Here is a 23839-nt window from a genome sequence, read left to right as displayed (position 1 = left end):
GTCTTACCTCCTACCCTTCGAGATGATGCGGGCCATCGACAACGTCGGCAGCACGCCGGCCGCAATAGCCGCGAGCATGGCGATGTCATAGACGATGGACGCGTGATTAGTCATGGACCACGAAATATACATGCACAGCATGCCGTAAAAGACCATGTCACTCATCACGGTTCGGGTGAGCTCATCACGGGAGCGCAACGCCAATACCAACGCCGCGCACACCGATGCGCCGATGAGGAAAATACTGACAAAAACTACCCATTGAAAGGCGCTCATCGAGGAAAAATCAATCATTTCTTATCATCCTTTCGGGCATCCTTGTTCTGTGCAACCTGGCGCAAGGGCCACACGGAGTACTTCTCCACATCGTGCGCGGCCAGCGGGGTATCGTCGGTCTTTGCAATGTCGGGTGCACGCATATGGCGGCCCAGCGTATCCAGCGGGTACTCGTAGAACGTGGAGGCGAGCTCCTTGGTGGGGCCCTGACCAGGAACGCCATAGTCAATGCCCTTCACTCGCGGGGCGAGGCGTTCCTCCATGTCCGCGAGATCCTCCATGATGCTGGCTGGGTCATCCCCCATGACCGCCTGAACCAGCACGATGCGCGGCAGGCCTTCTGCCACCGGCTCGCGCAAACCCAAGGACAGAGTCCCCGGGGTTGCCGTAATGGACGAGGTGAACCAGAAGATCTCCCACGCGCTGGTCACGCGCAGGGGGTACCGCACCACTACCGGGCGGTAGTTATTCTGCGGCTTGAAGGATTCCGCGGCGAGCGAGAAACCCGCAACGAAGATTTCCTTGATCAGCCATAGCGCGTAGACAACGGCATGCACTGCAGTCTTCATTTAACGGCCCTCCTGAAGGGAGTCGATGTCGGGTAGGGCTACGGGGTCGTCGCCAAGCACTGCGTCTGCATAAGCCTCCGTATCCAGCAAGTCCGCTGAGGCTTCCATCGTGACGCTGATGACCGGACCGGAGAGAATGAACATGGTCAGCGAGCCCAAGATGAGCGCCGCCGAGGGTGCCATCAGCTTCTTGCGGATCACCAGCTCATCGGGCACCTTCTCCTTGGGAAGGTCCTTGCCCCAGAAGACGCGACGCCACACGCGCAACATGGCAAGGAACGCCGCGAAGGAGGCGATGATGATCACCGTGATCACGGTCCAGGCCCATCCCCCGCCGGTACGGGCAATTTCCGCGACGATGAGGACCTTGCCCCACATACCGGAGAAGGGAGGGAAGCCCACGACGGAGAAGGCGCCTGCGGCGAAGATCCACGCGATAATCGGATCACGGCGCGCCAAGCCAGAAAGCTTGTTGAGCCTGCCCGTACCGTACGTCTCCTCGATGGCACCGGAGGCCAGGATGAGGGAGCCCACCGTGAGCATGTGGTGAATCGTGTAGAGAATGCCGGCAGCCAACGCGCGCTGCGCATCGTGGGTAGTGAAGGCCATCATCACGAGGATGAAGGGCATACCGTTGAGCATCTGGTATCCCAGCACGCGGCGGATGGAGTTCTCGGCCAAACCGCCGAAGGAGCCCACCACCATGGAGATGATCATGATGACGATGATGAGTGTTCCCCAGCGCTGGTCCATATCGAACAGCTGCACCCACAGGCGGTAGAGCATGTACACCGCCACCTTGGTGTGCAGGCCGGAGAACAAGCCCATGACGGCAGCCGACGTACCCGGGTAGGTGCGCGGCAGCCACGACTGCACGGGGAACACACCGGCCTTCGCGGCGATGGCGATAACGATGATGCCGGAGGCCACCGTCACCGGACCATTGCCGGCGGCAGCGCCCGTGAGCGCCGCCAGGTTGACCACGCCGGTCACCGAGTAGATATAGCCCACGCCGACCACCAAAAGCGTGGAGGCGAACAAGTTCACCAGCACGAAGGCGCGGCCGGCAGCCAAGCGCGACCAGGTACCGGACATCGTGATGAGGCCATAGGACGGCAGCAGCATGACCTCGATGAACACGAAGAAGTTAAAGAGGTCAGCGGTGAGCAGGGCGCCACACACACCAGTGATAAGGATTAGTGTCAGCGACGGGTAGTAGCGAGACTTGGTCTCACCGCCCACGATGGCAAACCAGTTGGCACCGAAGGCCACGATCATCGTCGTAATGAGCATGAGTGCCGAGAACGTATCGGCGGCGAAGGCAATACCCGCGTTGCCCAGGTAGTTACCCACACTGTGCGCCACCACTCCGTTGCTCATGGTGTAGAGCAACAGCGCAAAGGAGGCGAAAATACCCACGCCCGGAACGATGAGCATGATGGCATCGCGCACGCGGCTCCATGGCGCGAGGAGCGCCAGCGCCGCCGATACGAGGGGAACCGCTGGGAAGAGCGGGAGGAGGGCGCTTACGGTGTCATACATCTAGTTGTCCTCCTCTTGTTCGAGTTCTTTCAAACGATCCATCTTGTTAGCCGAGCGCTCCAGAATCTCCCGGTTCTGGGTGTCGCGTCCCAGCGTGGAGAAAGCGTGGTCAATGGTGTTGTCATCCACCGGCTCAACAACATCCGTGTCGTCGTTCGCGCCCATCGCCGCCATGGTCAGCAGGATGGTCGAGGTAGCCATGGAAATCACCACGGCGGTCAGGACGAAGGCCTGCGGCAGCGGGTCTGCCATCTGGTCCATGCCCACCTGCGAGGGAAAGGACTCTCCACGGTAGGAGTACACGCCGGTGGCCAGGAGCATGAGGTTGGCACCATGGCCGAAGGCCATCATGCCCAGCACGATGTGCACGAGGCCGCGCTGCTGGATGAGGTAGACGGCGCTACCGATGAGCAAAGCAATGGTCAGTGCGAGGATCATGAGTTCTTCTCCTCTTGAGCCGAGATTCGGTGGGACGAGGACGCACGGTGGCGTGCCTCGGAGTCATTGAGCAACGCCGTTGGGTCCGAAGACGGGTTGATGGACTCGGGATACGGGTCGTCGACATCCTCCATGACCACGCGCGGGGTATTCGGCAGCGCGGAATCATCGTCATGAACCCACGGCAAGTAGTCCCGCTCGGTGCCCGGGCGCAGGTAACCGCCCAAAGCGTTGATGGCCATGGTGAGCATGCCCAACACCGCAAGGTAAATGCCGAGGTCGAAGATGAGCGACGTCGTCCAGTGCTGCCCCAGGGCGTGGCCATGGATGGCTGTGAGGAAACCGCCGGAGCTATGCGACGTCGGGATGTAGCCGATGAAGCCTGCCACCAGTGCCACGATGATGCCCACGCCGGTGAGGTGAATCGGAGTCATGCGCCCGAAGACAATCTCATCGGTACCGCGGGACAGGTAGGTCAGGCCGATGGCCGCACCCATGATGAGCGCCGCCGGGAAGCCGCCGCCGGAAGCCTGGTGGCCACGGTAGAAGACAATGAAGGACATGACCACCAGGATTGGGATGGCCACGGCAATGCCCTTGCGCAGCGGCACCGAGTTGAGCTGCGACTGGCCGAACGGCGCCGGACGCGTACCGGAGGTGAACGGGAAGCGCGGCAGCGTCGAGGTGACCGCAGCGATAACCACGGCAGCCATGCCCAGCACCGACAGCTCACCCAGGGTATCGAGTGCACGGAACTCCACGATGATGGTGGCCACCACGTTGTCGCCACCAGTAATATCCGGAGCGTTGTTGAGGTACCACATGGCCAGGTCCGAGCGCTCGTGACGCCCCATCAGCGCCCACACGCCCAGGAATGCGGTGAGCCCAGCGAGCACGGCCACCACGATGGAACCCACCTTGCGGTTGTTGTTTTGTACTGGGTGGAATTTCTCCGGCAGATAGCGCAGGACCATCATCATGACGATGACGGACAGCGCCTCCACCGTGAACTGCGTCAGGGCCACGTCGGGTGCGCCGAGCAAGAACATCTGCAAGGTCACGCCGGTTCCCGCGGTACCAATCATGACCGCACCGGTGAGGCGGTTGCGTGTACGCACCAGACCAAACATGGACAGCGCCACGATGCCCAGCGGCAACAGGTCCCACGGATTATCAAGGCCATCCACGCGCGGGTTGAGAGCCACACCGTCGACACCCGTGGACACCAGAGTGGAGCCCGCCAGGATGATGACTAGGAGAATGATCGGCAGGATCAGCTTCGACGGGTTGTGGGTATCGGACATGCGGCCAACGAAACGGCCGAAGGCCGCGCACACATCCTGAATCCACTTCAGGATTTGGTTACCGGTGCGCGGTAGGAGCTGGCGCTCCTCCATCGCGGTCCACAGCGGCCCGCGGAAGAACAACGCGATGATGCCAGCGATCAGCACCACCACAGAAATAAGCAGCGGGACGTTCAGCCCGTGCCACAGCGCGAGGTGGGAATGGCCCTCCATACCGATGGCCGCCACGATGTTATCGAGCGGCTTATCGAGCGCTCCCATGACGAAAATGATCGGCACCGACATCACACCCGGCAGAGCCGCGGGCAGCCACAACCGCACCGGTGCCTCATGGACATGCGACATGTTGCGCGGGCCATCGAAAAAGGCGCCGAAGACGATCTTGGCGGAGTAAGTAAACGTGAAGAACGCACCCACGCCGGCGACGATGAGCAGCAGCGCCTGGCCGGTAGAACCAATTGGTGCCTCCTCGAAGGCGGTGAGCATTCCTTCCTTCGACACGAATCCGAACAGCGGCGGGACCGCCGCCATCGAGGCAGCACCGATAAGCATGGAGCCGAAGGTCCACGGCATCTTGTTCCACAGCACGCCGAGGCGGCGGATATCGCGGGAACCGGCCTCGTGGTCGATGACACCAATGAGCATGAAGATGGAGGACTTAAACAGCGCGTGCGCCAGCGTGTGCACGAGCGCCGCCGCGATGGCGAAAGGCGTGCCCACACCAATCGTGGCCACGATCCATCCCAGGTGGGACACGGTGGAGTACGCGGTCAGCTTCTTCAGGTCCGTCTTCTGCACCGCGAAGACCGCCGACATCACGGCGGTACCCATACCGGCGACGATGAGCAGCCAGTTCCACACGGCAACGTCGTGGAAGATAGTGGAGAAGCGAATCAAGAGGTAGACACCGGCCTTGACCACTGCTGCCGCGTGCAGGAAGGCCGAGACCGGCGTCGCGGCCGCCATGGCTTCCGGCAGCCAGAAGTGGAAGGGGAACTGTGCAGACTTGGTAAATGCCGATACCGCAATGAGCACGGCAACCCCGGCGGTCAGGCCTGGGCGCTCCGCCCACACGTCGGAGGCCAAGATGCCCTCAAGGTTCGTCGTCCCCGCTGCGGTTGCAGCAATCGCCACGCCCGATAGCAGAGTGAGGCCGCCAACGAAGGTAAGGATCAACGTGCGCTGCGAACCCGCCTCACCTGACTTACCGCTGCGCGCAATGAGCATGAACGACGCCAGCGATACCAGCTCCCAGGCAAGGAAGAGCACCACGACGTCGTTAGCGAGCACGAGCAGGAGGATCGACAGCGTAAACGCGGTCATCAGGACATAAAAACTGACGTTTCCTTTTCCTTTAGGCAAGTAAGCCGCAGAATAAGTAAACACCACCGCACCGATGACGAGAGCCAGCATGGCGAAGAAGATGCCGAGTGCATCGCCGCGGAAGGCGAGGTTGACATCAACACCGGGCGCGATCACATCGCGCACCCACGTCACGGAATAGGTCAGTTCTTCGCCACGGGCAAGCGCCGGAAATTCTTTAGCCAACAGTGCCGCGGCGACAATAAAAATGCCGGCTAGCGGGTAGCCGGCTGCGCGATCAGCAACCTTGACGGCTACTGGTGCAAGCGCCACTGCGACAGCTGCGAGGAGGACGACATACAGGAGTGTCACGGAAGAGTAGCCTCACGAACCGTTGTTAGGGCTGGTTAATCAGCCTCACATAGACAGGACTTTCCCAGAGTATCATTGTGACCTCCCCCAAAGCACATCTTTAATGGGATGAAGACGACGAAAGCGCCCCACAAAGGAGGCGCTACGTCTCGAAAGAACTTAGGTCTAGCCCAGGGATCTATAAGGACTTACTTCTCCCCCAGCAAGGCATCAACAAATCCTTCGACCTCAAACGGCGCGAGGTCATCTGCACCCTCGCCGAGGCCCACGAGCTTGACCGGCACGCCCAGTTCCTCCTGCACCTGGAAGACGATGCCGCCCTTGGCGGTGCCATCCAGCTTCGTGAGGACAACGCCGGTGATATCAACAACATCACGGAAGATACGGGCCTGGGTCAGGCCGTTCTGCCCCACCGTCGCATCCAGTACAAGCAGGACCTCATCAACCTCGGTCTTCTTCTCCACCACGCGCTTGACCTTGCCCAGCTGGTCCATGAGGTCCACGGAGGTGTGCAGACGGCCAGCGGTGTCAACGAGAACAACGTCGACGCCCTGGTCAACGCCAGCGGCCACGGCATCAAAGGCCACGGAGGCCGGGTCCGCGCCTTCCTTGCCGCGGACAGTCGTAGCGCCCACGCGACGGCCCCAGGTCTCCAGCTGGTCCGCAGCCGCTGCACGGAAAGTATCCGCCGCGCCGAGCAAGACGTTGTGCCCCATGGACACGAGCACGCGGGCCAGCTTGCCGGTCGTGGTGGTCTTGCCGGTGCCGTTGACGCCGACGACCATAATGACGGCCGGCTTGCCTTCATTCGGCATGGCCTTGATAGAACGGTCCATCTCCGGGTGGCCCACCTCGATGAGGGCCTCGCGCAGCATCGCACGCGCTTCGGCCTCAGAACTGACTCCGCGCTCTGCAATCTTGTCACGCAGGGAGTCGGTAACTTGCATGGTGGACTTCGTACCCAGATCCGCCATGATGAGGGTGTCTTCGATTTCCTCCCAGGCATCATCATCAAGGTCACCAGCAGAAAGAATGCCCATGAGGCCTTGGCCAATGGCGTTCTGCGAGCGCGACAGACGCCCGCGCAGCTTGCCCAAGCGGCCGGCAGCCGGCGCAATGTCCTCCTGCGGCTGGGCTGCCGGGGCCTCGACAACCTCGGCGTCGTCGGATACTTCGAGCTCCTCCGGCTCAGCCTCGAGTGCCGCGCTTGCCGACGCCGCCTGCGCCCCCGCTGCCGCGGCGGCCTCCTCTGCTTCGGCTTCCTCAGACTCGGCCGGAGCCTCAGGTACCTCCGGTTCCTCCTCTACCTTCGGAGTTTCAACTACCGGCTCCGGTTCGGCAATCTCTTGTTCGGTGGCCGGGACATCCTCTTCCGTGTCCTCGTCATCCTTGTCAACAGCAGCGGCGCCGGATACGGCAGCACCAGCGGCGGCAGCGCCCGCAGCTCCTGCAGCGGCTACACCAGCGGAAGAATCCTTATCCTCGTCTTCCTTTGCCGGTTCGTTCTGCGCAGCCGGTTCCGGCTCGCTCACCGGCTTCGCGTCTGCGACGGGTTCCGGCTTGGGCTCTGCCTGAGGCTTCGGTTCGACCTGAGGCTTCGACTCTGCCTCAGGCGTCGGTTCCGCCGCAGGCTTCGCTGCCTTCGGGGTCTCCTCTTCACCCTTGAGCTGAGCATTCGCCAGATCAGTGGCATCACGCTGCTCCGCCTGCGGCTCAGGCTTGGGCTTGGGCTCAGCCGGGGCCTGCGCGGGCTGCTCGGCAACTGGCGGCTGTGGCGCCGGCTGCTCGGGCTTCGAGGCGGTGACAGGCTCCTTAACTGCACCGCCGCCAGCCGGGGCAAAATTAAAACCAGACTTGGCTTGGTAGTTGCCGGACTTCTGCTGCTGGGTCAGCTCCTTCGGCTCCTCCGCGGGTTTTACGAAGGAGACCTTCTTTGATTCGCCGCGCTTCTTGCCTAGGACAACGAACAAGACCACGAGCAGAATCAGGACGATGACTGCTATCGCAATCCACATAAAAGTAGTATTCATGCCTTCCATAGTGCCAGGGTTGTCCACGTACGGCACGACAAGGAGGGTGAAAAGTGCTGGGCGCAAGCCCCGCCCTAGCGCGGGGCATCCACGCCGAGACGCGTGGCATCCTCCGCCGCCTGTGCTGTGCCCGGCGCCTCACCGGCGCGAGACATGCGCTGCGAAATCACGCGCGTCACGCCATCGCCGCGCATCGTGACGCCATACAGCACGTTGGCCACGTCCATCGTCGGCTTCTGGTGGGTGATGACGATGAGCTGGGAATCCTTACGCAGCTCCTCGAAAAGGGCGATGAGACGGCGCAGGTTGACGTCGTCAAGCGCGGCTTCCACCTCGTCCATGACGTAGAACGGTGAGGGGCGCGCGCGGAAAATCGCCACGAGCATAGCCAGGGCTGTCAAGGACTTCTCGCCACCAGACAACAGCGACAAGCGCTTCACCTTCTTACCCGGCGGGCGGGCCTCCACCTCGATGCCGGTGGCCAGCATGTCATCCGGCTCCGTGAGGATGAGGCGACCCTCGCCTCCGGGGAACAGCGTCTGGAAGACCTTGGGAAACTCCGCTTCCACGTCGTGCCAGGCATCCGTGAACAGCTGCAAGATTTGCGCGTCCACATCTTCAATAACGCCAGTCAGATCCTTGCGCGCCTGGATCACATCATCCAGCTGCGTGGAGAGGAAGCTGTAGCGCTCCTCCAGTGCCTTGTACTCCTCCAAGGCCAACGGGTTGACCTTGCCCAGGGAGTTGAGGTCCTTCTCGGCTTGCTTCAACCGCTTAGTTTCGGCGGAACGATCGAAATCCTCCCCCGGGGTGTAGTCCTTGAGCAGGTCGGGAATCGCAATGCCGAGCTGCTCCACGATTTTTTCCTCGGCCTCATCCACGCGCACCTGCGCTTGGCTGCGGGCGATCTCGGAGTTATGCGCGGAGTCGGTCAGGCGATCCAGCTGCTGGCGGGTCGCGGAGACCGCTTGCTTCGCCGATTGTGCACGGCCTTGCAGCACGCCGCGCTGGGTGACCAGCTCATCGCGTTCCTCGGCGGCCCGCTCGAGTGCCTGCGCGGTCCGGGCGGCCAAATCTTGGGCATGCTTGTCGACGGCCCCCGCCAACCTCGCCTGCGCTTGCCGGCGGGCCATCGCCTGATCGTGGCGGGCTTTGGCCTGGCGCTCGTGCTGGGCTTGGCGCCGAAGGGCCTCTCCCCTACCCGCTGCCTGGCCGACCTTCTCTTCGGCGCTGCGGGCCGCCAGCTGGGCCTCTACCTCCATGGCCTTGACCTGTTCCAGGGCCGTCGAGGCAGCATCGCGTTCCACCGAGGAGGGTTCATCAGCCTGCTCTTCAGCGTCCACGCGCGACAAGCGGTCACGCGCCTCCGCCAACTCTTCGCGTAGGCGGGCCAACTGCACCTCGATATCCATGGCGCGGGCGGCGGCCTTTTCGTGCTCAGCCTTGTTCGCCTCGTATTGCTTGAGCAAGCGCTGGTGATCGCGCTTCCACGCCTCTAACTCGTGATCGTGTTCCCGTAGCGCGGCCTTAGCGCTCGCCGCACCCACGCGCGCATCGTCCGCCGCCAGCTTCGCGCCTTCCAGCGTGCCGGATAGTTCTTCCAACTCATGAGTGGCTGATTCCAGTTGTTGCTCGGCCTCCGCGATCTGGCCGCTCACCTCCACCGTTGAGGCAGCTCCAGTTCCGGCCTCTACCCAACCTTCGCCGACGAGCAGGCCCTCAGGGGTCACAGCTCGCAGGCGCGGATCCTCCGCGATGAGTTCACGGGCTGCGGCATAGTCGTCGACGAGGACCACGTCGGAGAGCAAGCGCGTCACCGCCGCTGAGACTTCTGGGACCAAGACCATCTGGTCCAGCAGCCAGCGAGCACCGGAAGGCAAGTCCGCGTCAAGGCGCCAGGCTGAACCGGTGGGCTCCGCGGCGACGTCGATCAGCGGCGTGCGGCTCGCCGCAGCGAGATCGCGCACGATGCCCCCGCTCACCGCGCCGGCTTGGGCTTCGGCGAAGGAGCCGAGTGCTGCCGCAACGGCCGTCTCATAACGCGTGGAGATGAACTCCGCGAGAGGTTTAAAGCCCTCACCGAGATCCAGTGCTTCTGGAACGGTCTGGCCCAGGGTATCGATCCGAGCGCGCAAACTGTACACGCTGCGCTCGTGTTGCCGCTGTGCGTCACGCAGCTGTTCCAAGCGTTTATCGGCCGCTGCGGATTCGCTGGCCGCGCGCACATGCGCTTCCTCCAGTGGCTCACGCTCGGCGGCCAGGTGCTCCAGCTTGTCCGCCACCTCGTCAGCTTCCGCTTGCGCTCCCCTGGTACGGGCTTTCGTGTTCGCCAGCGTCTCTTCCTGCCGCGCCAACTCGGACTCCGCGGAACTTACTTGACCGGCTAAGTTCTCCTCAGCGGCGATGAGGCGAACCACGCCTTCGCGGCGATCCGCAATGGCGCGCAGCTGCGCCATGTGTTCCTTATCGGCGGCCTCGAAGGCTTCCCGACGCTCAGCCACTTCCTCCCGGATCGATTCCAGACGCTCCGCCGCCTCCTCGGCCGCGGCCAGCAACTCATCATGCTCCTCGTCGGCCCGCTGGGCGCGTGCCTCCAACTCATCCGGATCCTGGCCCGCGTAGGCGACCTGTGAGCCAACGTTGCTGGCGCGCTCGGCCGCGATGCGCTGCGTAGCGGAGATACGCTCCGACAGCGTCGAGAGCTCAAACCACAGCTTCTGCGCGGCCTCCGCGCGCGGAGTGACATCCCCCAACTCGGCTTCTACCTCGAGCTGGATTTCGGTCGCCTCTTCCAGCTGGGCTGTCACTTCCTCGACCTGCTCGGCGAGCACCGCCGCGCGCTTTTCAGCGTCGTCGAATGTCGCGCGCAACCGCACCACGCGGTCGCCGGCAAGACGCAGGCGGGCATCCCGCAAATCCGCCTGCACGGTTGCTGCGCGCTGGGCGGCCTCCGCTTGGCGCGCCAAGGGCTTGAGTTGTTTGCCCAGCTCATCGGTCAAGTCCTGCAGGCGATCCAGGTTGGCCTGCATGCCGGTCAGCTTGCGCTGCGCTTTTTCCTTGCGGCGGCGGTGTTTCAGCACGCCCGCGGCTTCTTCGATATAGGCGCGGCGATCCTCCGGGCGGGATTCCAGAATCTCCGCCAGCTTTCCCTGGCCCACGATGATGTGCATCTCGCGGCCAATGCCGGAATCAGACAGCAGCTCTTGAATATCCATGAGGCGCGCCTTCGCCCCATTGATCTCATATTCGCTCGCGCCATCCCGGAACATGCGGCGGGTGACGGAGACCTCCGAATACTCGATGGGCAAGGCGCCATCGGAATTGTCAATCGTCAGCGTAACCTCGGCGCGGCCGAGGGCCTTGCGGTCCCCGGCGCCGGCAAAGATGACGTCCTGCATCTTGCCGCCGCGCAGCGTCTTGGCGCTGCCTTCACCCATGACCCACGCGAGCGCATCGACGACGTTCGATTTACCCGAGCCATTTGGGCCCACCACGGCGCAGATGCCGGGCTCGAATTTCAGGTTCGTCGCGGACGCGAAGGACTTGAATCCTTTGAGCGTGAGCGATTTGAGGTGCATTCGGTTTAGTTTAGCGCTCGATGAAGCCCGACTCACCGCGCGGTGCGGCCCACTGCTCCACCACGGCGTTCACTACGCCTGGGCGGTGGGTGGTCGACGGTTCTTCACGCAGCAAGGCCAGCAGCTTCTCGCAATCAGCACGCGGCCCTTCAGCAACCACTTGGACGCGGCCATCCTGCAGGTTCGTCGCGTGTCCTGCCAGCCCTAGTTCGAGTGCCCGGGAACGCGTCCACCAGCGAAAGCCCACGCCTTGGACGTGGCCATGGACGAAAGCCGTGAGCCGCTCATTCCCTGTGGCCGCTGCCTGCTGCGTCATCTAGTACTCCCTCAAGTTCGTGCGGTCACCCAAGTCATGCTCGTGCTTGAGACGGCGGCGGTCCTCCGCGCTGCGGCGGGTTACCGGATCCGTGCCATCCCAGCACTCGACGTTCTGCAGTTCCGGCAGCATATCACGGTGGAAGACGGGATCCAGGCCCTTGCGGCGCTGTTCGTTGTAGTTCTTCAACAGCTTGATGGCCACGCCCGACAGCGGCACGATGGCGCACACGTTGAGCAGAACCATGATGGCAGCGCCGGTATCGGCCAGGTCGAACACGGTGCCCAGCGGGGCCACTGCACCGTAGAAGACGAAGGCCAACACGATGAGACGGAAGATCCACAGCACCGACTTCTTCTCAGAGAGGTACTCCACGTTGGACTCGGCAAGGTAGTAGTTGCCCAGAATCGAGGAGAAGGCGAGGAAGAAGAGGATGAAGGTGACAAAGTGGATGCCCCACTCACCCACCACACCGGAGAGCGCATTCTGGGTCAGGGTTACACCCTCAATCGCATCGGAACCGAAACGCTCGAAATCAGTACCCAGCAGGATGATGAAGGCGGTAATCGTACACACCACCAGGGTGTCGAAGTACACGCCGAGGGTCTGCACGAGGCCCTGCTTGACTGGGTGGGACACCGTCGCGGTAGCTGCTGCGTTTGGAGCAGAACCTTCACCCGCTTCGTTGGAGAACAAACCACGCTGGATACCCTTGAGCATCGCCATGCCCACGGTCGCACCGGCGGCCTCGCGGAAGCCGAACGCAGAGCCAATGATGGAGGCAAGCATGTCCGGCACCTTGTCAAAGTTCAGGACCACCACGATGATGCCCATGATGAGGTAAGCACCGGCCATGAAAGGCACGATGAACTGAGTCATCGAGGCGATGCGCTGCACGCCACCGATGATGATGAGACCGGACACTGCGACGACGGCGATGCCCACGCCTGCCTTGAAAGCACTGGAATCCTGCCCGAAGGAGGCCGCCAAGGAATCGGAGATAGCGTTGGTCTGGAAAGCGTTGTAGAACCAGCCAAAAGTAATGGCGATGGCGACGGAGAAGATGGTCGCCAGAGGCTTCCAGCCCAAGCCGCGGGACATGTAGTAGGCGGGGCCACCACGGTAGGTATCCCCTTCGCGCACCTTCCATAGCTGCGCCAAAGTGGACTCGACGAATGCAGTCGCACCACCAAGGATGGCGATGAGCCACATCCAGAACACCGCACCGGGTCCGCCCACGGAGATGGCCACGGCCACGCCCGCGACGTTGCCGGTGCCCACGCGGGAGGCTGCCGAAATGGTGAATGCCTTGAAGGCGGAGATTCCGCCATAGTCGGCATCCTCATCGGCGCCGACGCCCTTGGGCTTTTCGACGACCGCCTTGAACATGTCCGGCACCATACGGATCTGCACCAAGACGGTGCGGATGCCGAAGAAGAGGCCCGCGGCAATGAGCAGCCATGGCAGGACATAAGACCACAGACTGTCGTTAATGACACCGATCACGGTGCTGAAGATTTCTTGCATGCGTTACACATTAATAACTCACACCAGAATCGTCCTAGTTGGCCGCGGGCAGCCTCCCCTCTCCGCGGCGCTGACAGGACGGGCAGTAGTGGGTCCCACGCCCGCCAAGCACGGTTTTCACGATTTCCTCACCGCAGCGATCGCAGGGCTGGCCACCCCTGCCATAGGCATGTAAGGAACGGTCAAAATATCCGGATTCACCGTTGACGTTGACGTACAACGCGTCAAAGCTGGTTCCGCCAACGGCGAGCGCCGCGCGCATGACATCACCGGCCGCGGATATCACCGCGACGGCATCGCGCTGCCGCAGGGCGCTAGCCTTCTTGAGCGGAGAAATCTGGGCCGCCCACAACGCCTCATCGGCATAGATATTGCCCACCCCGCTGAGCACCGTTTGGTCGAGCAGAGCTACCTTGACCGCGGTGCGCTTCGCGCGCAGGCGCCGCCCTGCCGCTGTAAGGTCAAAGTCTGCTTCGAGAGGATCGGGAGCGATATGCGCCATGGTCAGCCATGGCCCGAGACGCCAATAGCCGAAGGTGCGCTGGTCCACGAAGCTGAGGCGGGTGGCGTCGTCAAGCACGGCGGCGATACGCACATGCGGCGAATCTACCTCACCGATCCGCACCTGCCCCGACATACCGAGGTGGATGAAGAGCACATCGCGTGCCGGGTCAGTGTGGTCCTCGTCGGCGAACTCCAGCCACATGAACTTGCCGCGGCGCGCCACCGCGGCAATCTTCCTGCCCACCAGCAGCGCGGACAGCGGCACTTCCTGGCCCCGGTTAGCGCGCGGGTGGAGAACCTCTACTGCTGCGAAGGAGCGCCCCACAACATAAGGCTCGAGCCCGCGGCGGACGGACTCAACTTCGGGAAGTTCTGGCATCGAGTCCTCGTGTTTTAGCTTTCTTTGCCGGCGGTGCCCTGCACCAGCAACGGCGTCTCACGCAAGGTTTGGCACGCTTCCTCCGCCGCCTGCTGCTCAGCGAGCTTCTTGTTGTGGCCCGTCCCCCGGCCGACGGTCAAACCGGCCACGGTGGCCACGGCGTTGAAGGTTTGATCGTGCTCAGGACCCGTCGACGTGGCTGAATAGACCGGCATCGCGGCCTTCAACTCAGCGCACAGCTCCTGCAAGGTCGTCTTCCAGTCCATGTGCCGACCGGACACCACGGCGTTGTCGATCTTGGCGGCGAACAGCTTCAGCACCACCCCGCGGGCGACCTCGAAGCCATGTTGACGGTAAATAGCGCCCAGGATGGCCTCGGTGGTATCGGCCAAGATGGAATCCTTGTCGCGTCCTCCAGTGGCTTGCTCGCCTTTGCCCAACAAGACGTGGTCGCCCACGCCAATCTCACGGGCCACGTCAGACAACCCGTAGCGCGACACGATGGACGCGCGCATCTTGGAAATATCCGACTCGGGGCGCGAGGGGTACTTGTCGTAGAGCTTGGCCGCGACGGACAAGCCCAAGACCGCGTCCCCCAGGAACTCCAAGCGCTCATTGTTGGGAAGGTGCCCGTTCTCATTAGCAAAGGAGCGGTGTGTCAGCGCCAAACACAGCAGCTCATCGCTGAGCTCCACGCCGAGTGCTTTCAGCAACGGGGCGTGGTCTACCTCCGCGAATGCTGCGGCAAGGGCCTGCTCACCGGTCAGTTTCTTCTTCTTGCTCATAGGAATTTCTCCAGCCCGGACCACCGCGGATCAACGCGTTCTTCTTCCCCGGATACCCCCGTGGTCACACCTTCGGGCACGTCCACCTCGCAGCCGCCTTCGCACGTTGGGGCAAACGGAAGGGACAACCCTGCCTCATCGATCACGGTCTGCAGGAGGTCAAGAATCCCGTCCTGAATCTCGGGTACCTCATCGCCCGAACCGCGATCCTCTTCCTCGATCTCATCCCCGCCGACGAAGGATTCGTCTGCGGAAAACACCTGGGACACGTGGAGATCCATCTCTGGGTGTAGCTCAGCCAAGCAGCGTGCGCATTCGCCGCTGAGGGTGCCGGTGACATCAGCGTCCACCAACACGCCGGAGCCCAACGGGGTCAAGGTGGCTTCCACCGTGACTTCAGCGCCTTCCGGGACGCCGATCATTTCCACGCCGATGCGCTCTGGCGCGGGTCCGGTCTGCACGCGGTGCTCAGGCAGCGCCTCGGTTCCTTGGCTGCGGAGCAATTCCGTCACGTCGAACTTCAATGGTGATTTCATAGCGCCCACCAGCTTACCCTGTGCTGCCCCCTGCGCCCTAGACTGGCAAGGACCTGAACGCAGGGTCATAGCCACTTAAGCACTTGCACAAAAGCCTCGATTCTTCCGCTTCAGGCTTTTAGCCTAAAGGCCCATGAGCTACACCGCTACGGGCACGGCGCCTCTGGCCGCCACGGCACGCGACCTCGCACTCAGCTTTCCGCTGCAGTGCCTTGTCCCCGCCGTAGCACTGGCCGTTGCCGGGGTGGCATGCCGCCACGTCATCACTCGACACCGCCCCAGCATCTTTGGCGATGCCGGCCTTTCCTTGCACCGCGTGGCTCTCGCCAGTGCCCTCGCAGGTGTGATCGTCGGCGCCGTGTCTCTTCTCCCCCTGCACTTTGGGCCAATTGTCATTATTTCTTCAGCGCTGTTCTCGCTTTTTGCTGCGCTCATCGCCTGGGGCGCGCGGGAGTCCTTTTCGGCCGCCAGCATGGGGATTGGATTGATGATGCTCACCGTCGGGGCGGTGGATGTGTTGCTGATGCTTGCCGACGCCGCCTGGGGCCCTCTCTCAGAACCCCACGCCGTAGACACGAATTTCGGCATCATGTGGCTGCTCTATGCACTCCCAGGCCTCATCTCCGCCGGACTTGCCGCAGCACTGAGCACCATGTCAGCTAAGGAAGCCGCCCGTATCCGCCGCGCGGAGGAGGCACGCGCGTTAGTTCACGTTAGTAGTCGCGCGGCGCGCGGGGTGCACGGCGCCCCGGCTCGCGGTGTTCGCGCGCACTAGTGCGCCCCTCGCCGCGGGACTCCCCGCGGGAGCGCACACCGGCGCCTCGCCGCAGGGCAGAGCGATCGTTGTTGACGGTGCGCAGGAGATCCGACAAGGTGGTTTCGAATTCCGCCAGCTTGGCGTCGACGAATTCATCGCACTCGGTGCGCAGTCGGTTGGATTCGGAGTGGGCGGATTCCACGATGCGGTGCGCTTCGTCGTCGGCGCGGCGCACAACTTCGGATTCAGAGACCAAACGGTCCTGCTCAGCTTGGCCCGCAGCAACGGTGCGCTGGTACTCCTCATCTGCCTGGGCGCGGGTGCGCTCGGCATCAGAGCGCGCGTTTTCTACGAGGTTGGTGGCCTCATCTTCTGCCTGGGCCACCATGGTGGTGGCGCGGTGCTGGGCGTCAGCCAGCATGGCGTCGGAGTCCTCGCGCGCACGGGTAACGGTGTCATCGGCTTCTGCGTTGGCATCGGAGATGATTTGGTTCGCGCGTTCCTCGGCACCCTGCAGGATCTCATCCTGCTTGTCCAGAACATCTTGGGCATCATCCATTTCAACGGGGAGAGCGTTGCGGAGATCGTCGAGAAGCGCCAGCATCTCGTGGCGCGGAACCATGCAATTGGAGGTCATGGGAACGGCATAGGCCTGTTCCAGGTTGCGAACAAGTTCATCGAGGGACTCAAATACGCGGTACATGGCACCAGACTATCCAAGCAAGAGCGCACCACCACGTATCCCACGCGGGCAAAACGGCGAAAACCTCCCCGCTAGGCGGGGAGGCTCAACCTGGCAATAGAGGACAGGAGCGGGGCTAGATAACGCCCTGTGCCAGCATGGCGTCGGCCACCTTCTTGAAGCCTGCGATGTTGGCGCCGGCAACGTAGTCGCCCTCCAAGCCATATTCCTTGGAGGTCTTGTCAATGTTGCGGAAGATGTTGGACATGATCTCGTGCAGGCGCTGGTCGGTGTATTCGAAGGACCAGGAGTCACGGGACGCATTCTGCTGCATCTCTAGCGCGGAGGTCGCCACGCCGCCCGCATTCGCGGCCTTACCCGGCGCGAAGGCGATGCCGCTTTCCACAAAGTAGTGCGCTGCCTCCGGGGTACAGGGCATGTTCGCGCCTTCGGCAACATAGCGGACCTGATTCTTCACCAGAAGCTTGGCATCGTCACCGTCAAGTTCGTTTTGGGTAGCGCACGGCAGGGCAACGTCGGCGCTCACCTCCCATACGTTGCCGCCTTCGTGGTACTCCACGCCCGCACCCGCTTCGCCGGCGTAGGTGGAAATGCGCTCGCGGCGGACTTCTTTAATCTCCTTGAGCAGCTCCAGGTCCACACCGTTCGGGGTGGTGATGTAGCCGGAGGAGTCAGACATCGCGACGACGGTACCGCCGAGCTGTTGCACCTTTTCAGCAGCGTAGATGGCGACGTTGCCGGAGCCGGAGACAATAACCTTGGCACCGTCGAAGGACTCACCATGGGTCTTCATCATTTCCGAGGTCAGATACACCAGGCCGTAACCGGTAGCCTCGGTACGCACGAGGGAGCCACCCCAGGACAGACCCTTGCCGGTAAGAACGCCAGACTCATGCTTGCCTTCCAGCCGGCGGTACTGCCCGAACAGGAAACCGATTTCGCGGCCGCCCACGCCGATATCGCCGGCCGGGACATCGCGGTATTCGCCGATGTGGTTGTGTAGCTCCGTCATGAAGGACTGGCAGAAGCGCATGACCTCGGCATCGGACTTACCCTTCGGGTCGAAGTCGGAACCGCCCTTGCCACCACCGATAGGCAGGCCGGTCAGGGAGTTCTTAAAAATCTGCTCGAAGCCGAGGAACTTGATGATGCCCAAGTTCACACTCGGGTGGAAGCGCAGGCCGCCCTTGTAGGGGCCGAGGGCGGAGTTAAACTGCACGCGGAAGCCACGGTTAACCTGAATCTGGCCGCTGTCATCTACCCATGGAACGCGGAAGATGAGCTGGCGCTCGGGTTCGCATAGACGCTCGACCAGGCCGTAATCAGCATAGTGCGGGTCCTTGTTGAGGACGATCTTCAGGGAGTCAAGAACCTCAGCGAGCGCCTGGTGGAATTCCGGTTCGCCCGCATTACGCTTGAGGAGCTTGCTGTAATAGTCGGAGATTTGCTGGTCGATGGACATGGCAATCCTTTCATTGGGCACCGTTCCTCACGGTCGGTGCGTCATCCATTGAACAAGCGATAGTTTTCTATCAATCGACCTAAATTGCAAGACATCCGTACTGTGGCGCGCCTTAAAGGCTGGTCAGAGCGCGAAAGTTTTTTCTCACATCTCTGCCATATACTCGTGAACATGCGCATTCTTGTTGCCCCCGATTCCTTTAAAGGCACCGCCACCGCCGCCGAAGCCGCTGCTGCCATTGCACTCGGCGCGCGCCGCGCGCTGAGCTCCTCCCCGTATGCCGACACGACGAAGGTACATGCCCTTCCCACGGCCGATGGTGGCGAGGGAACCGCGGAGGTTCTCGCTAGTGCCGCCGTGGCTCGCCACGGCACTGCGGGCCAGACCATTACGCTGCCAACTACCGATGCTGTTGGACGCCTCACCGAGGCCAGCTATCAGCTCGTCGGCGATACAGCCTTCATCGACGTCGCCGCCGCAACTGGGCTGCCTGCTGTTTCCGACGCCCTCGATCCACTCCATGCGGATTCCTATGGCACGGGCGTGTTGGTGGCCGATGCCGAATCGCGCGGCGCCAAGCACATCGTTCTCGGCCTCGGCGGCAGCGCCAGCATCGACGGCGGGCTCGGCATCCTCGCCGCGCTCGGCGCCGCCGCACACGATGCTCGCGGTTATGCCCTCCCCAAAGGGGGTGCGCCGCTGGTGAACCTCGACCATATCGACACGGCGCAACTGAACATGAAGGCGGCCATGCTGGACTACACCTTGGTCACCGATACCCGCGCCGTGCCCGTCCAGGCCGCAACAATGTATGGGCCGCAGAAGGGGGCCAAGGGCGACCAGGTCGCGCTCCTGGCCGGCGCGATGCTGCGGCTGTGTGAGGTCACGGACACCGATCCGGAGGCCGAGTTCTTTGGTGCCGCCGGCGGTATCCCCATCGCCCTGAGCTGGCTTTCGCGCACACTCTGGGGCACCTCGGAGCACTGCCGCATCGTGCCGGGCGGCCGCTATGTAGCTGAGGCCCTCGATCTTCCCGCCCGCATCGCCGAGGCGGACCTCGTCCTGACCGGCGAAGGCCGCTTCGACGAACAATCACTCACCGGAAAGGTGGTAGGCACGCTGGCCGAGCTCACTGGACCGCCCACTCTCGGCATCATCGCCGGCTCCGCTACCGCCCCGGCACCGCAGGGCGCGCTACTCGAAGAGCTCGACGGCGACGCGCACGCTAGCGTGGCCGAGCAACTTAGCGCCGCGGCCGAGCGTCTTGTGCTGAACTTCCTGCAGAATTAGAGCTTTCTTGGGACTAAGGGGCTACCTGCACCGCCCACGGGAAGATAGCCGGGCGCTCGTGGGCGAGCTCATCTTCCAGCAACACATGATCTTTCGGTAGCACCGCATGCGGGGTCAGCAGGCGCGCGAGGACCATCGTCAGCTGGTTAACGGACCCCGTCACGCCATCGACGGCGATGGCGTAGCGATACACGTTTGCCCCCTCCAGGTCCCGCTCTTCGTGTTCCTCACGGTAAGTCTGGCGCAGCTGTTCTTCCAACCCCTCTGGGAATACAGGTTCAGGCACACGAGTAACCTCTGCAGAGGCCAGCGAGTTGTTTTCCACCAACTTACGGGTGGCAGTGCTAAAGATTTCGGCCACACGCTCCGCTTGGGCATCCGGCACCAGAACATCAAAGTGAATCATTGGCATGTAGGTAACCCTACCCAAACTTCAAGGACGGTAACTATGGCAGATCCCACACTTTCCACGCTGACCGCACTCCTTTCGGAGGACGCCGTTGATCTCAGCTGGCAACGCGCCTTCTACGAAGATCTGCATGCCCACCCGGAGCTGTCCCACGAAGAGGAACGCACCGCCGGGCGCATCCTCGAACAACTAGAGAACTACGACTGCGAGCTCGTCACCGGCATCGGCGGCCACGGCATCGTCGCGATTTTCCGCAATGGCGACGGCCCTACCGCCCTGATGCGCGCAGACTTTGATGCCCTCCCCGTGGCCGAGGAAACCGGCGTGCCCTTCGCCGCCACCAACGGGGCAATGCACGCGTGCGGGCACGACGTACACGCCACCGCACTGCTCGGTGCGTGCGCGATTCTCGACGCCCACCGTGCGGCCTGGCGCGGCACCTTCCTAGCACTATTCCAGCCGGCGGAGGAATCATCCATGGGCGCCAAGTACATGATTGCTGACGGACTCACCGACCGAGTCCCCACCCCGGATGTCTGCCTAGGACAACACGTCATGCCCGGCCCCGCCGGCCAAGTGCAGTCCACCGCCGGCCCCATCCTGGCCGGTTGCGACTCCCTCCGCATCCGCATCACGGGGCGCTCCGCGCACGCCTCCATGCCGCATGAGGCCATCGATCCGTCCTACGTGGCCGCCATGGTGGTGACCCGCCTGCAAGCCATCGTCGGCCGCGAAGTACCTCCCCACGACTTCTTCGTCATCTCGGTGGGTGAGCTGCACTCGGGCGACAAGAACAACATCATTCCAGGAAGCGCGGAGCTGGTCCTCAACACCCGCTACTACAAACCGGAGTTGGCCAAGCGCGTCTACGCTTCCCTCGAGCGCATGGTGCGCGCTGAATGTGAAGCATCGGGATGCCCCGCTGAACCCACCTTCGAGTATTTCGCCCACGGCGAAGTCACCGACAACGCCGCCGCCGCACATGAGACCGTTCGCTCAGCCTTCGACGCGGTCTTCGGTGATCTCTCCGTCACTGCCACGCCCTCCACCGTGTCCGAGGATTTCTGCTACCTCCCGCAGGCCTGGGGCGTGCCGTACTACTTCTGGTTCATCGGTTCCACGCCGGAAGACCTCCTAGACAACCCGCCGGTCAACCATCAGTCCACGTTCCTCCCGGACTATGAGCCCACCATGCGCTCAGCTACCCGCGCTGGGGCTGCCGCCGTGCTGTCTTTCCTTGGGAACTAGTCTTCCGTACTCAGCGCGGTCTGCGAGTGAGTACGGAACTGGTTAAGCTTGGGAGTTGGTATTTTTCCGCATTTTTTATGCCTAAGGTGAAGGATTCTCATGAGTCAACCCCAGCACTCCGATTTTCAGACCGCAGTTCCCGGACACGTCCGCGCCGCCGCCGGCGTCTCCCCCACCGCTGCCACCGACCGCAAGTTCTGGTCCGGCCTGTCTTCCTCGGTAATGGAGCAGATTGCGGACAACTGGGAAGCCACCCGCAGCGCCTACGCCGCCACCCGCCAGCAGCACTATTTCTCGGCTGAATTCCTGCAGGGTCGAGCCCTGCTCAACAATCTCACCAACATCGGCCTCGTCGACGAGGCCCGCGCCGCCACCCAGGCCACCGGCCACGAGTTGGCCGATGTCCTCGAGGCCGAGCACGATGCCGCACTAGGAAACGGCGGTTTGGGCCGCTTGGCTGCCTGCTTCCTCGACTCCGCTGTCACCCAAGACTTCCCCGTCACCGGCTACGGCCTGCTCTACCGCTACGGCCTGTTCCGCCAGTCCTTCGACAACGGCTTCCAGCGCGAAGAGCCGGATGCGTGGATGGAGAATGGTTATGACTTCATCATTCGCCGCGCCTCCGAGCAGCGCCTAGTGCATTTCGATGACATGGACGTGCGCGCTATCCCCTATGACATGCCAATTACCGGCTATGGAACCGACAACGTGGGCACGCTGCGCTTGTGGAAGTCCGAGCCCATCGATGAGTTCGACTATGACGCCTTCAACTCGCAGCGCTTCACCGAGGCCATCGTGGAGCGCGAGCGCGTCATGGATATCTGCCGTGTCCTCTACCCCAACGACACCACCTATGAAGGCAAGGTCCTTCGAGTTCGCCAGCAGTACTTCTTCGTGTCCGCCTCGTTGCAGCAGATGATTGACAATTACATTGAGCACCACGGCGAGGATCTCACCGGCTTCGCTGAGTACAACTGCATCCAGCTCAATGACACCCACCCCGTACTGGCCATCCCAGAGCTGCTCCGCCTGCTTCTCGACGAACACGGAATGGGCTGGGACGAGGCGTGGAAGGTCGTCACCGAGACCTTTGCCTACACCAACCACACGGTGCTGGCGGAGGCCCTGGAAAGCTGGGAGATCTCCATCTTCCAGAAGCTCTTCTGGCGCATCTGGGAGCTCGTGGAAGAGATTGACCGCCGTTTCCGCGAGGACATGGCCCAGCGCGGCCTCGACCAGGGCCGCATCGATTACATGGCCCCGGTGTCCGATGGCCACGTCCACATGGCCTGGATTGCCTGCTACGCTGCTTACTCCATTAACGGCGTGGCGGCGCTGCACACCGAAATCATCAAGGCGAACACTCTGTCTGAGTGGTACGAACTGTGGCCGGAGAAGTTCAATAACAAGACCAACGGCGTCACCCCGCGTCGCTGGCTGCGCATGTGCAACCCGCGCCTGTCCGACCTGCTCACTGAGCAGGCTGGTTCCGATGCCTGGGTCACCGATCTGACCGAGCTGGCCAAGCTGGATTCCTTGGCCGAGGATGAGAAGGTGCTGCGCCAGCTCATCAACATCAAGCGCGCCAACAAGCAGGACTTTGCCGCATGGATCGAGGCACACCAAGGCGCCACGGTGGATCCGGATTCGATCTTCGACGTCCAGATCAAGCGCCTGCACGAGTACAAGCGCCAGCTGATGAACGCTCTGTACATTCTGGACCTGTACTTCCGTATCAAGGTCGACGGCGAAACCGTTCCGAAGCGCACCTTCATTTTCGGCGCGAAGGCCGCCCCGGGCTACGTTCGTGCAAAGGCCATCATCAAGCTCATCAACACCATCGGTGACTTGGTCAACAACGACCCCGCCACCAAGGACGTGCTCAACGTGGTCTTTGTGGAGAACTACAACGTCTCCCCTGCCGAGCACATCATCCCTGCCGCCGATGTCTCCGAGCAGATCTCCGTGGCCGGCAAGGAGGCCTCCGGCACCTCCAACATGAAGTTCATGATGAACGGTGCACTGACCCTGGGCACGATGGATGGCGCCAACGTCGAGATCGTCGAGGCAGTGGGCGAAGAGAATGCCTACATCTTCGGCGCCCGCAACGAGGAGATCCCGCAGCTTCGCGCCGAGTACAACCCGGGCGAGCTCTACAACACGGTTCCGGGCCTGTCCCGCGTCCTCGATGCCTTTACCGATGGCACGTTGGGCTCTGAGAATGCCGGTATGTTTGGGGATCTGCGCTCCTCGCTGCTCGACGGCTTTGGCGAGCACGCTCAGGACACCTACTACGTCCTCGGAGATTTCGCGGACTACCGCGAGACCCGTGACCGCATGGCTGACGACTATGACGCCGACGAAATGGCATGGGCCAAGAAGGCCTGGCTCAACATCTGCTACTCCGGCCGCTTCTCTTCCGACCGCACCATCGCTGACTACGCCAACGAGGTGTGGAAGCTGGCCCCGACCCCCATTTCCAACGTCTAGACAAAAAGGGGTTAATAGACTC

19 protein-coding genes are annotated in these 23839 nt (G+C 62.5%); 4 read left to right on the top strand and 15 right to left on the bottom strand.

The window, feature by feature from the left end; genetic code table 11:
- Positions 1-3: 3 nt before the first annotated feature.
- From HMPREF2635_RS10175 to HMPREF2635_RS10120, 12 genes are all read right to left on the bottom strand, one after another.
- Complete coding sequence (locus HMPREF2635_RS10175; protein WP_046648024.1) at positions 4-294, bottom strand: cation:proton antiporter; 291 nt, start codon at positions 292-294, stop codon at positions 4-6.
- Positions 291-845 carry a monovalent cation/H+ antiporter subunit E gene (locus HMPREF2635_RS10170; RefSeq protein ID WP_046648023.1) on the bottom strand — a complete coding sequence of 185 codons (555 nt, stop codon included), beginning with the start codon at positions 843-845 and terminating at the stop codon, positions 291-293. The genes HMPREF2635_RS10175 and HMPREF2635_RS10170 overlap by 4 nt, the downstream gene beginning before the upstream one ends.
- A complete protein-coding gene (locus HMPREF2635_RS10165) occupies positions 846-2387 on the bottom strand; it encodes a monovalent cation/H+ antiporter subunit D family protein (RefSeq protein WP_046648022.1) in 1542 nt (513 codons plus the stop codon).
- On the bottom strand, positions 2388-2825 hold the full coding sequence (locus HMPREF2635_RS10160; RefSeq protein ID WP_010190439.1) for a cation:proton antiporter subunit C: 438 nt from the start codon (positions 2823-2825) through the stop codon (positions 2388-2390).
- Positions 2822-5803, bottom strand: a complete 2982-nt coding sequence (locus tag HMPREF2635_RS10155) for a DUF4040 family protein (protein ID WP_070821698.1) — start codon at positions 5801-5803, stop codon at positions 2822-2824. The genes HMPREF2635_RS10160 and HMPREF2635_RS10155 overlap by 4 nt, the downstream gene beginning before the upstream one ends.
- 188 nt (positions 5804-5991) lie before the next feature.
- On the bottom strand, positions 5992-7833 hold the full coding sequence (gene ftsY / locus HMPREF2635_RS10150; RefSeq protein ID WP_070821697.1) for a signal recognition particle-docking protein FtsY: 1842 nt from the start codon (positions 7831-7833) through the stop codon (positions 5992-5994).
- A 74-nt stretch (positions 7834-7907) separates the two neighbouring features.
- Positions 7908-11411 (bottom strand): chromosome segregation protein SMC, encoded by a 3504-nt coding sequence (gene smc / locus HMPREF2635_RS10145; RefSeq protein ID WP_070821696.1) that lies wholly within the window; start codon positions 11409-11411, stop codon positions 7908-7910.
- 10 nt (positions 11412-11421) lie between these two features.
- Positions 11422-11727, bottom strand: a complete 306-nt coding sequence (locus HMPREF2635_RS10140) for an acylphosphatase (RefSeq protein WP_046648019.1) — start codon at positions 11725-11727, stop codon at positions 11422-11424.
- Positions 11728-13254, bottom strand: a complete 1527-nt coding sequence (locus tag HMPREF2635_RS10135) for an alanine/glycine:cation symporter family protein (protein WP_046648018.1) — start codon at positions 13252-13254, stop codon at positions 11728-11730.
- A 34-nt stretch (positions 13255-13288) separates the two neighbouring features.
- Positions 13289-14137 (bottom strand): bifunctional DNA-formamidopyrimidine glycosylase/DNA-(apurinic or apyrimidinic site) lyase, encoded by an 849-nt coding sequence (gene mutM / locus HMPREF2635_RS10130; RefSeq protein ID WP_070821695.1) that lies wholly within the window; start codon positions 14135-14137, stop codon positions 13289-13291.
- A 14-nt stretch (positions 14138-14151) separates the two neighbouring features.
- Positions 14152-14922, bottom strand: coding sequence for a ribonuclease III (gene rnc / locus HMPREF2635_RS10125; RefSeq protein WP_046648016.1), 771 nt, complete (start codon positions 14920-14922; stop codon positions 14152-14154).
- Complete coding sequence (locus HMPREF2635_RS10120; RefSeq protein WP_046648015.1) at positions 14919-15458, bottom strand: YceD family protein; 540 nt, start codon at positions 15456-15458, stop codon at positions 14919-14921. Before HMPREF2635_RS10120 ends, rnc begins: the two co-directional genes overlap by 4 nt.
- A gap of 133 nt (positions 15459-15591) precedes the next feature.
- Here HMPREF2635_RS10120 and HMPREF2635_RS10115 point away from each other — a divergent pair, with 133 nt between their 5' ends.
- The gene (locus HMPREF2635_RS10115) at positions 15592-16233 is read left to right on the top strand and encodes a hypothetical protein (protein WP_230308876.1); all 642 of its coding nucleotides are present in this window, start codon (positions 15592-15594) and stop codon (positions 16231-16233) included.
- Here HMPREF2635_RS10115 and HMPREF2635_RS10110 read toward each other — a convergent pair.
- Both HMPREF2635_RS10110 and gdhA read right to left on the bottom strand, forming a co-directional pair.
- The gene (locus tag HMPREF2635_RS10110; protein WP_046648014.1) at positions 16172-16918 is read right to left on the bottom strand and encodes a DivIVA domain-containing protein; all 747 of its coding nucleotides are present in this window, start codon (positions 16916-16918) and stop codon (positions 16172-16174) included. The genes HMPREF2635_RS10115 and HMPREF2635_RS10110 overlap by 62 nt on opposite strands.
- A 115-nt stretch (positions 16919-17033) precedes the next feature.
- A complete protein-coding gene (gene gdhA / locus HMPREF2635_RS10105; RefSeq protein WP_070512568.1) occupies positions 17034-18380 on the bottom strand; it encodes an NADP-specific glutamate dehydrogenase in 1347 nt (448 codons plus the stop codon).
- A gap of 171 nt (positions 18381-18551) precedes the next feature.
- On the opposite strand from gdhA, the gene HMPREF2635_RS10100 reads away from it, so the two are divergent.
- Positions 18552-19670: a glycerate kinase gene (locus HMPREF2635_RS10100; RefSeq protein ID WP_070821694.1), complete on the top strand. Its 1119-nt coding sequence runs from the start codon at positions 18552-18554 to the stop codon at positions 19668-19670.
- Between the two features lie 13 nt (positions 19671-19683).
- Here the strand turns inward: HMPREF2635_RS10100 and HMPREF2635_RS10095 are convergent, their stop codons facing one another.
- Positions 19684-20082: a hypothetical protein gene (locus HMPREF2635_RS10095; RefSeq protein ID WP_046648013.1), complete on the bottom strand. Its 399-nt coding sequence runs from the start codon at positions 20080-20082 to the stop codon at positions 19684-19686.
- Positions 20083-20118: 36 nt separating this feature from the next.
- Here HMPREF2635_RS10095 and HMPREF2635_RS10090 point away from each other — a divergent pair, with 36 nt between their 5' ends.
- Both HMPREF2635_RS10090 and HMPREF2635_RS10085 read left to right on the top strand, forming a co-directional pair.
- Positions 20119-21327 carry an amidohydrolase gene (locus tag HMPREF2635_RS10090; RefSeq protein ID WP_070821693.1) on the top strand — a complete coding sequence of 403 codons (1209 nt, stop codon included), beginning with the start codon at positions 20119-20121 and terminating at the stop codon, positions 21325-21327.
- A 99-nt stretch (positions 21328-21426) separates the two neighbouring features.
- Positions 21427-23817: a glycogen/starch/alpha-glucan phosphorylase gene (locus HMPREF2635_RS10085; protein ID WP_070821692.1), complete on the top strand. Its 2391-nt coding sequence runs from the start codon at positions 21427-21429 to the stop codon at positions 23815-23817.
- Positions 23818-23839: the final 22 nt, after the last annotated feature.

The organism is Corynebacterium sp. HMSC035E02, from assembly GCF_001836065.1.
Classification (GTDB): domain Bacteria; phylum Actinomycetota; class Actinomycetes; order Mycobacteriales; family Mycobacteriaceae; genus Corynebacterium; species Corynebacterium hiratae.
The sequence above is the reverse complement of the archived record's forward strand: the minus strand, read 5'-3'. Positions and strand labels throughout refer to the sequence as shown.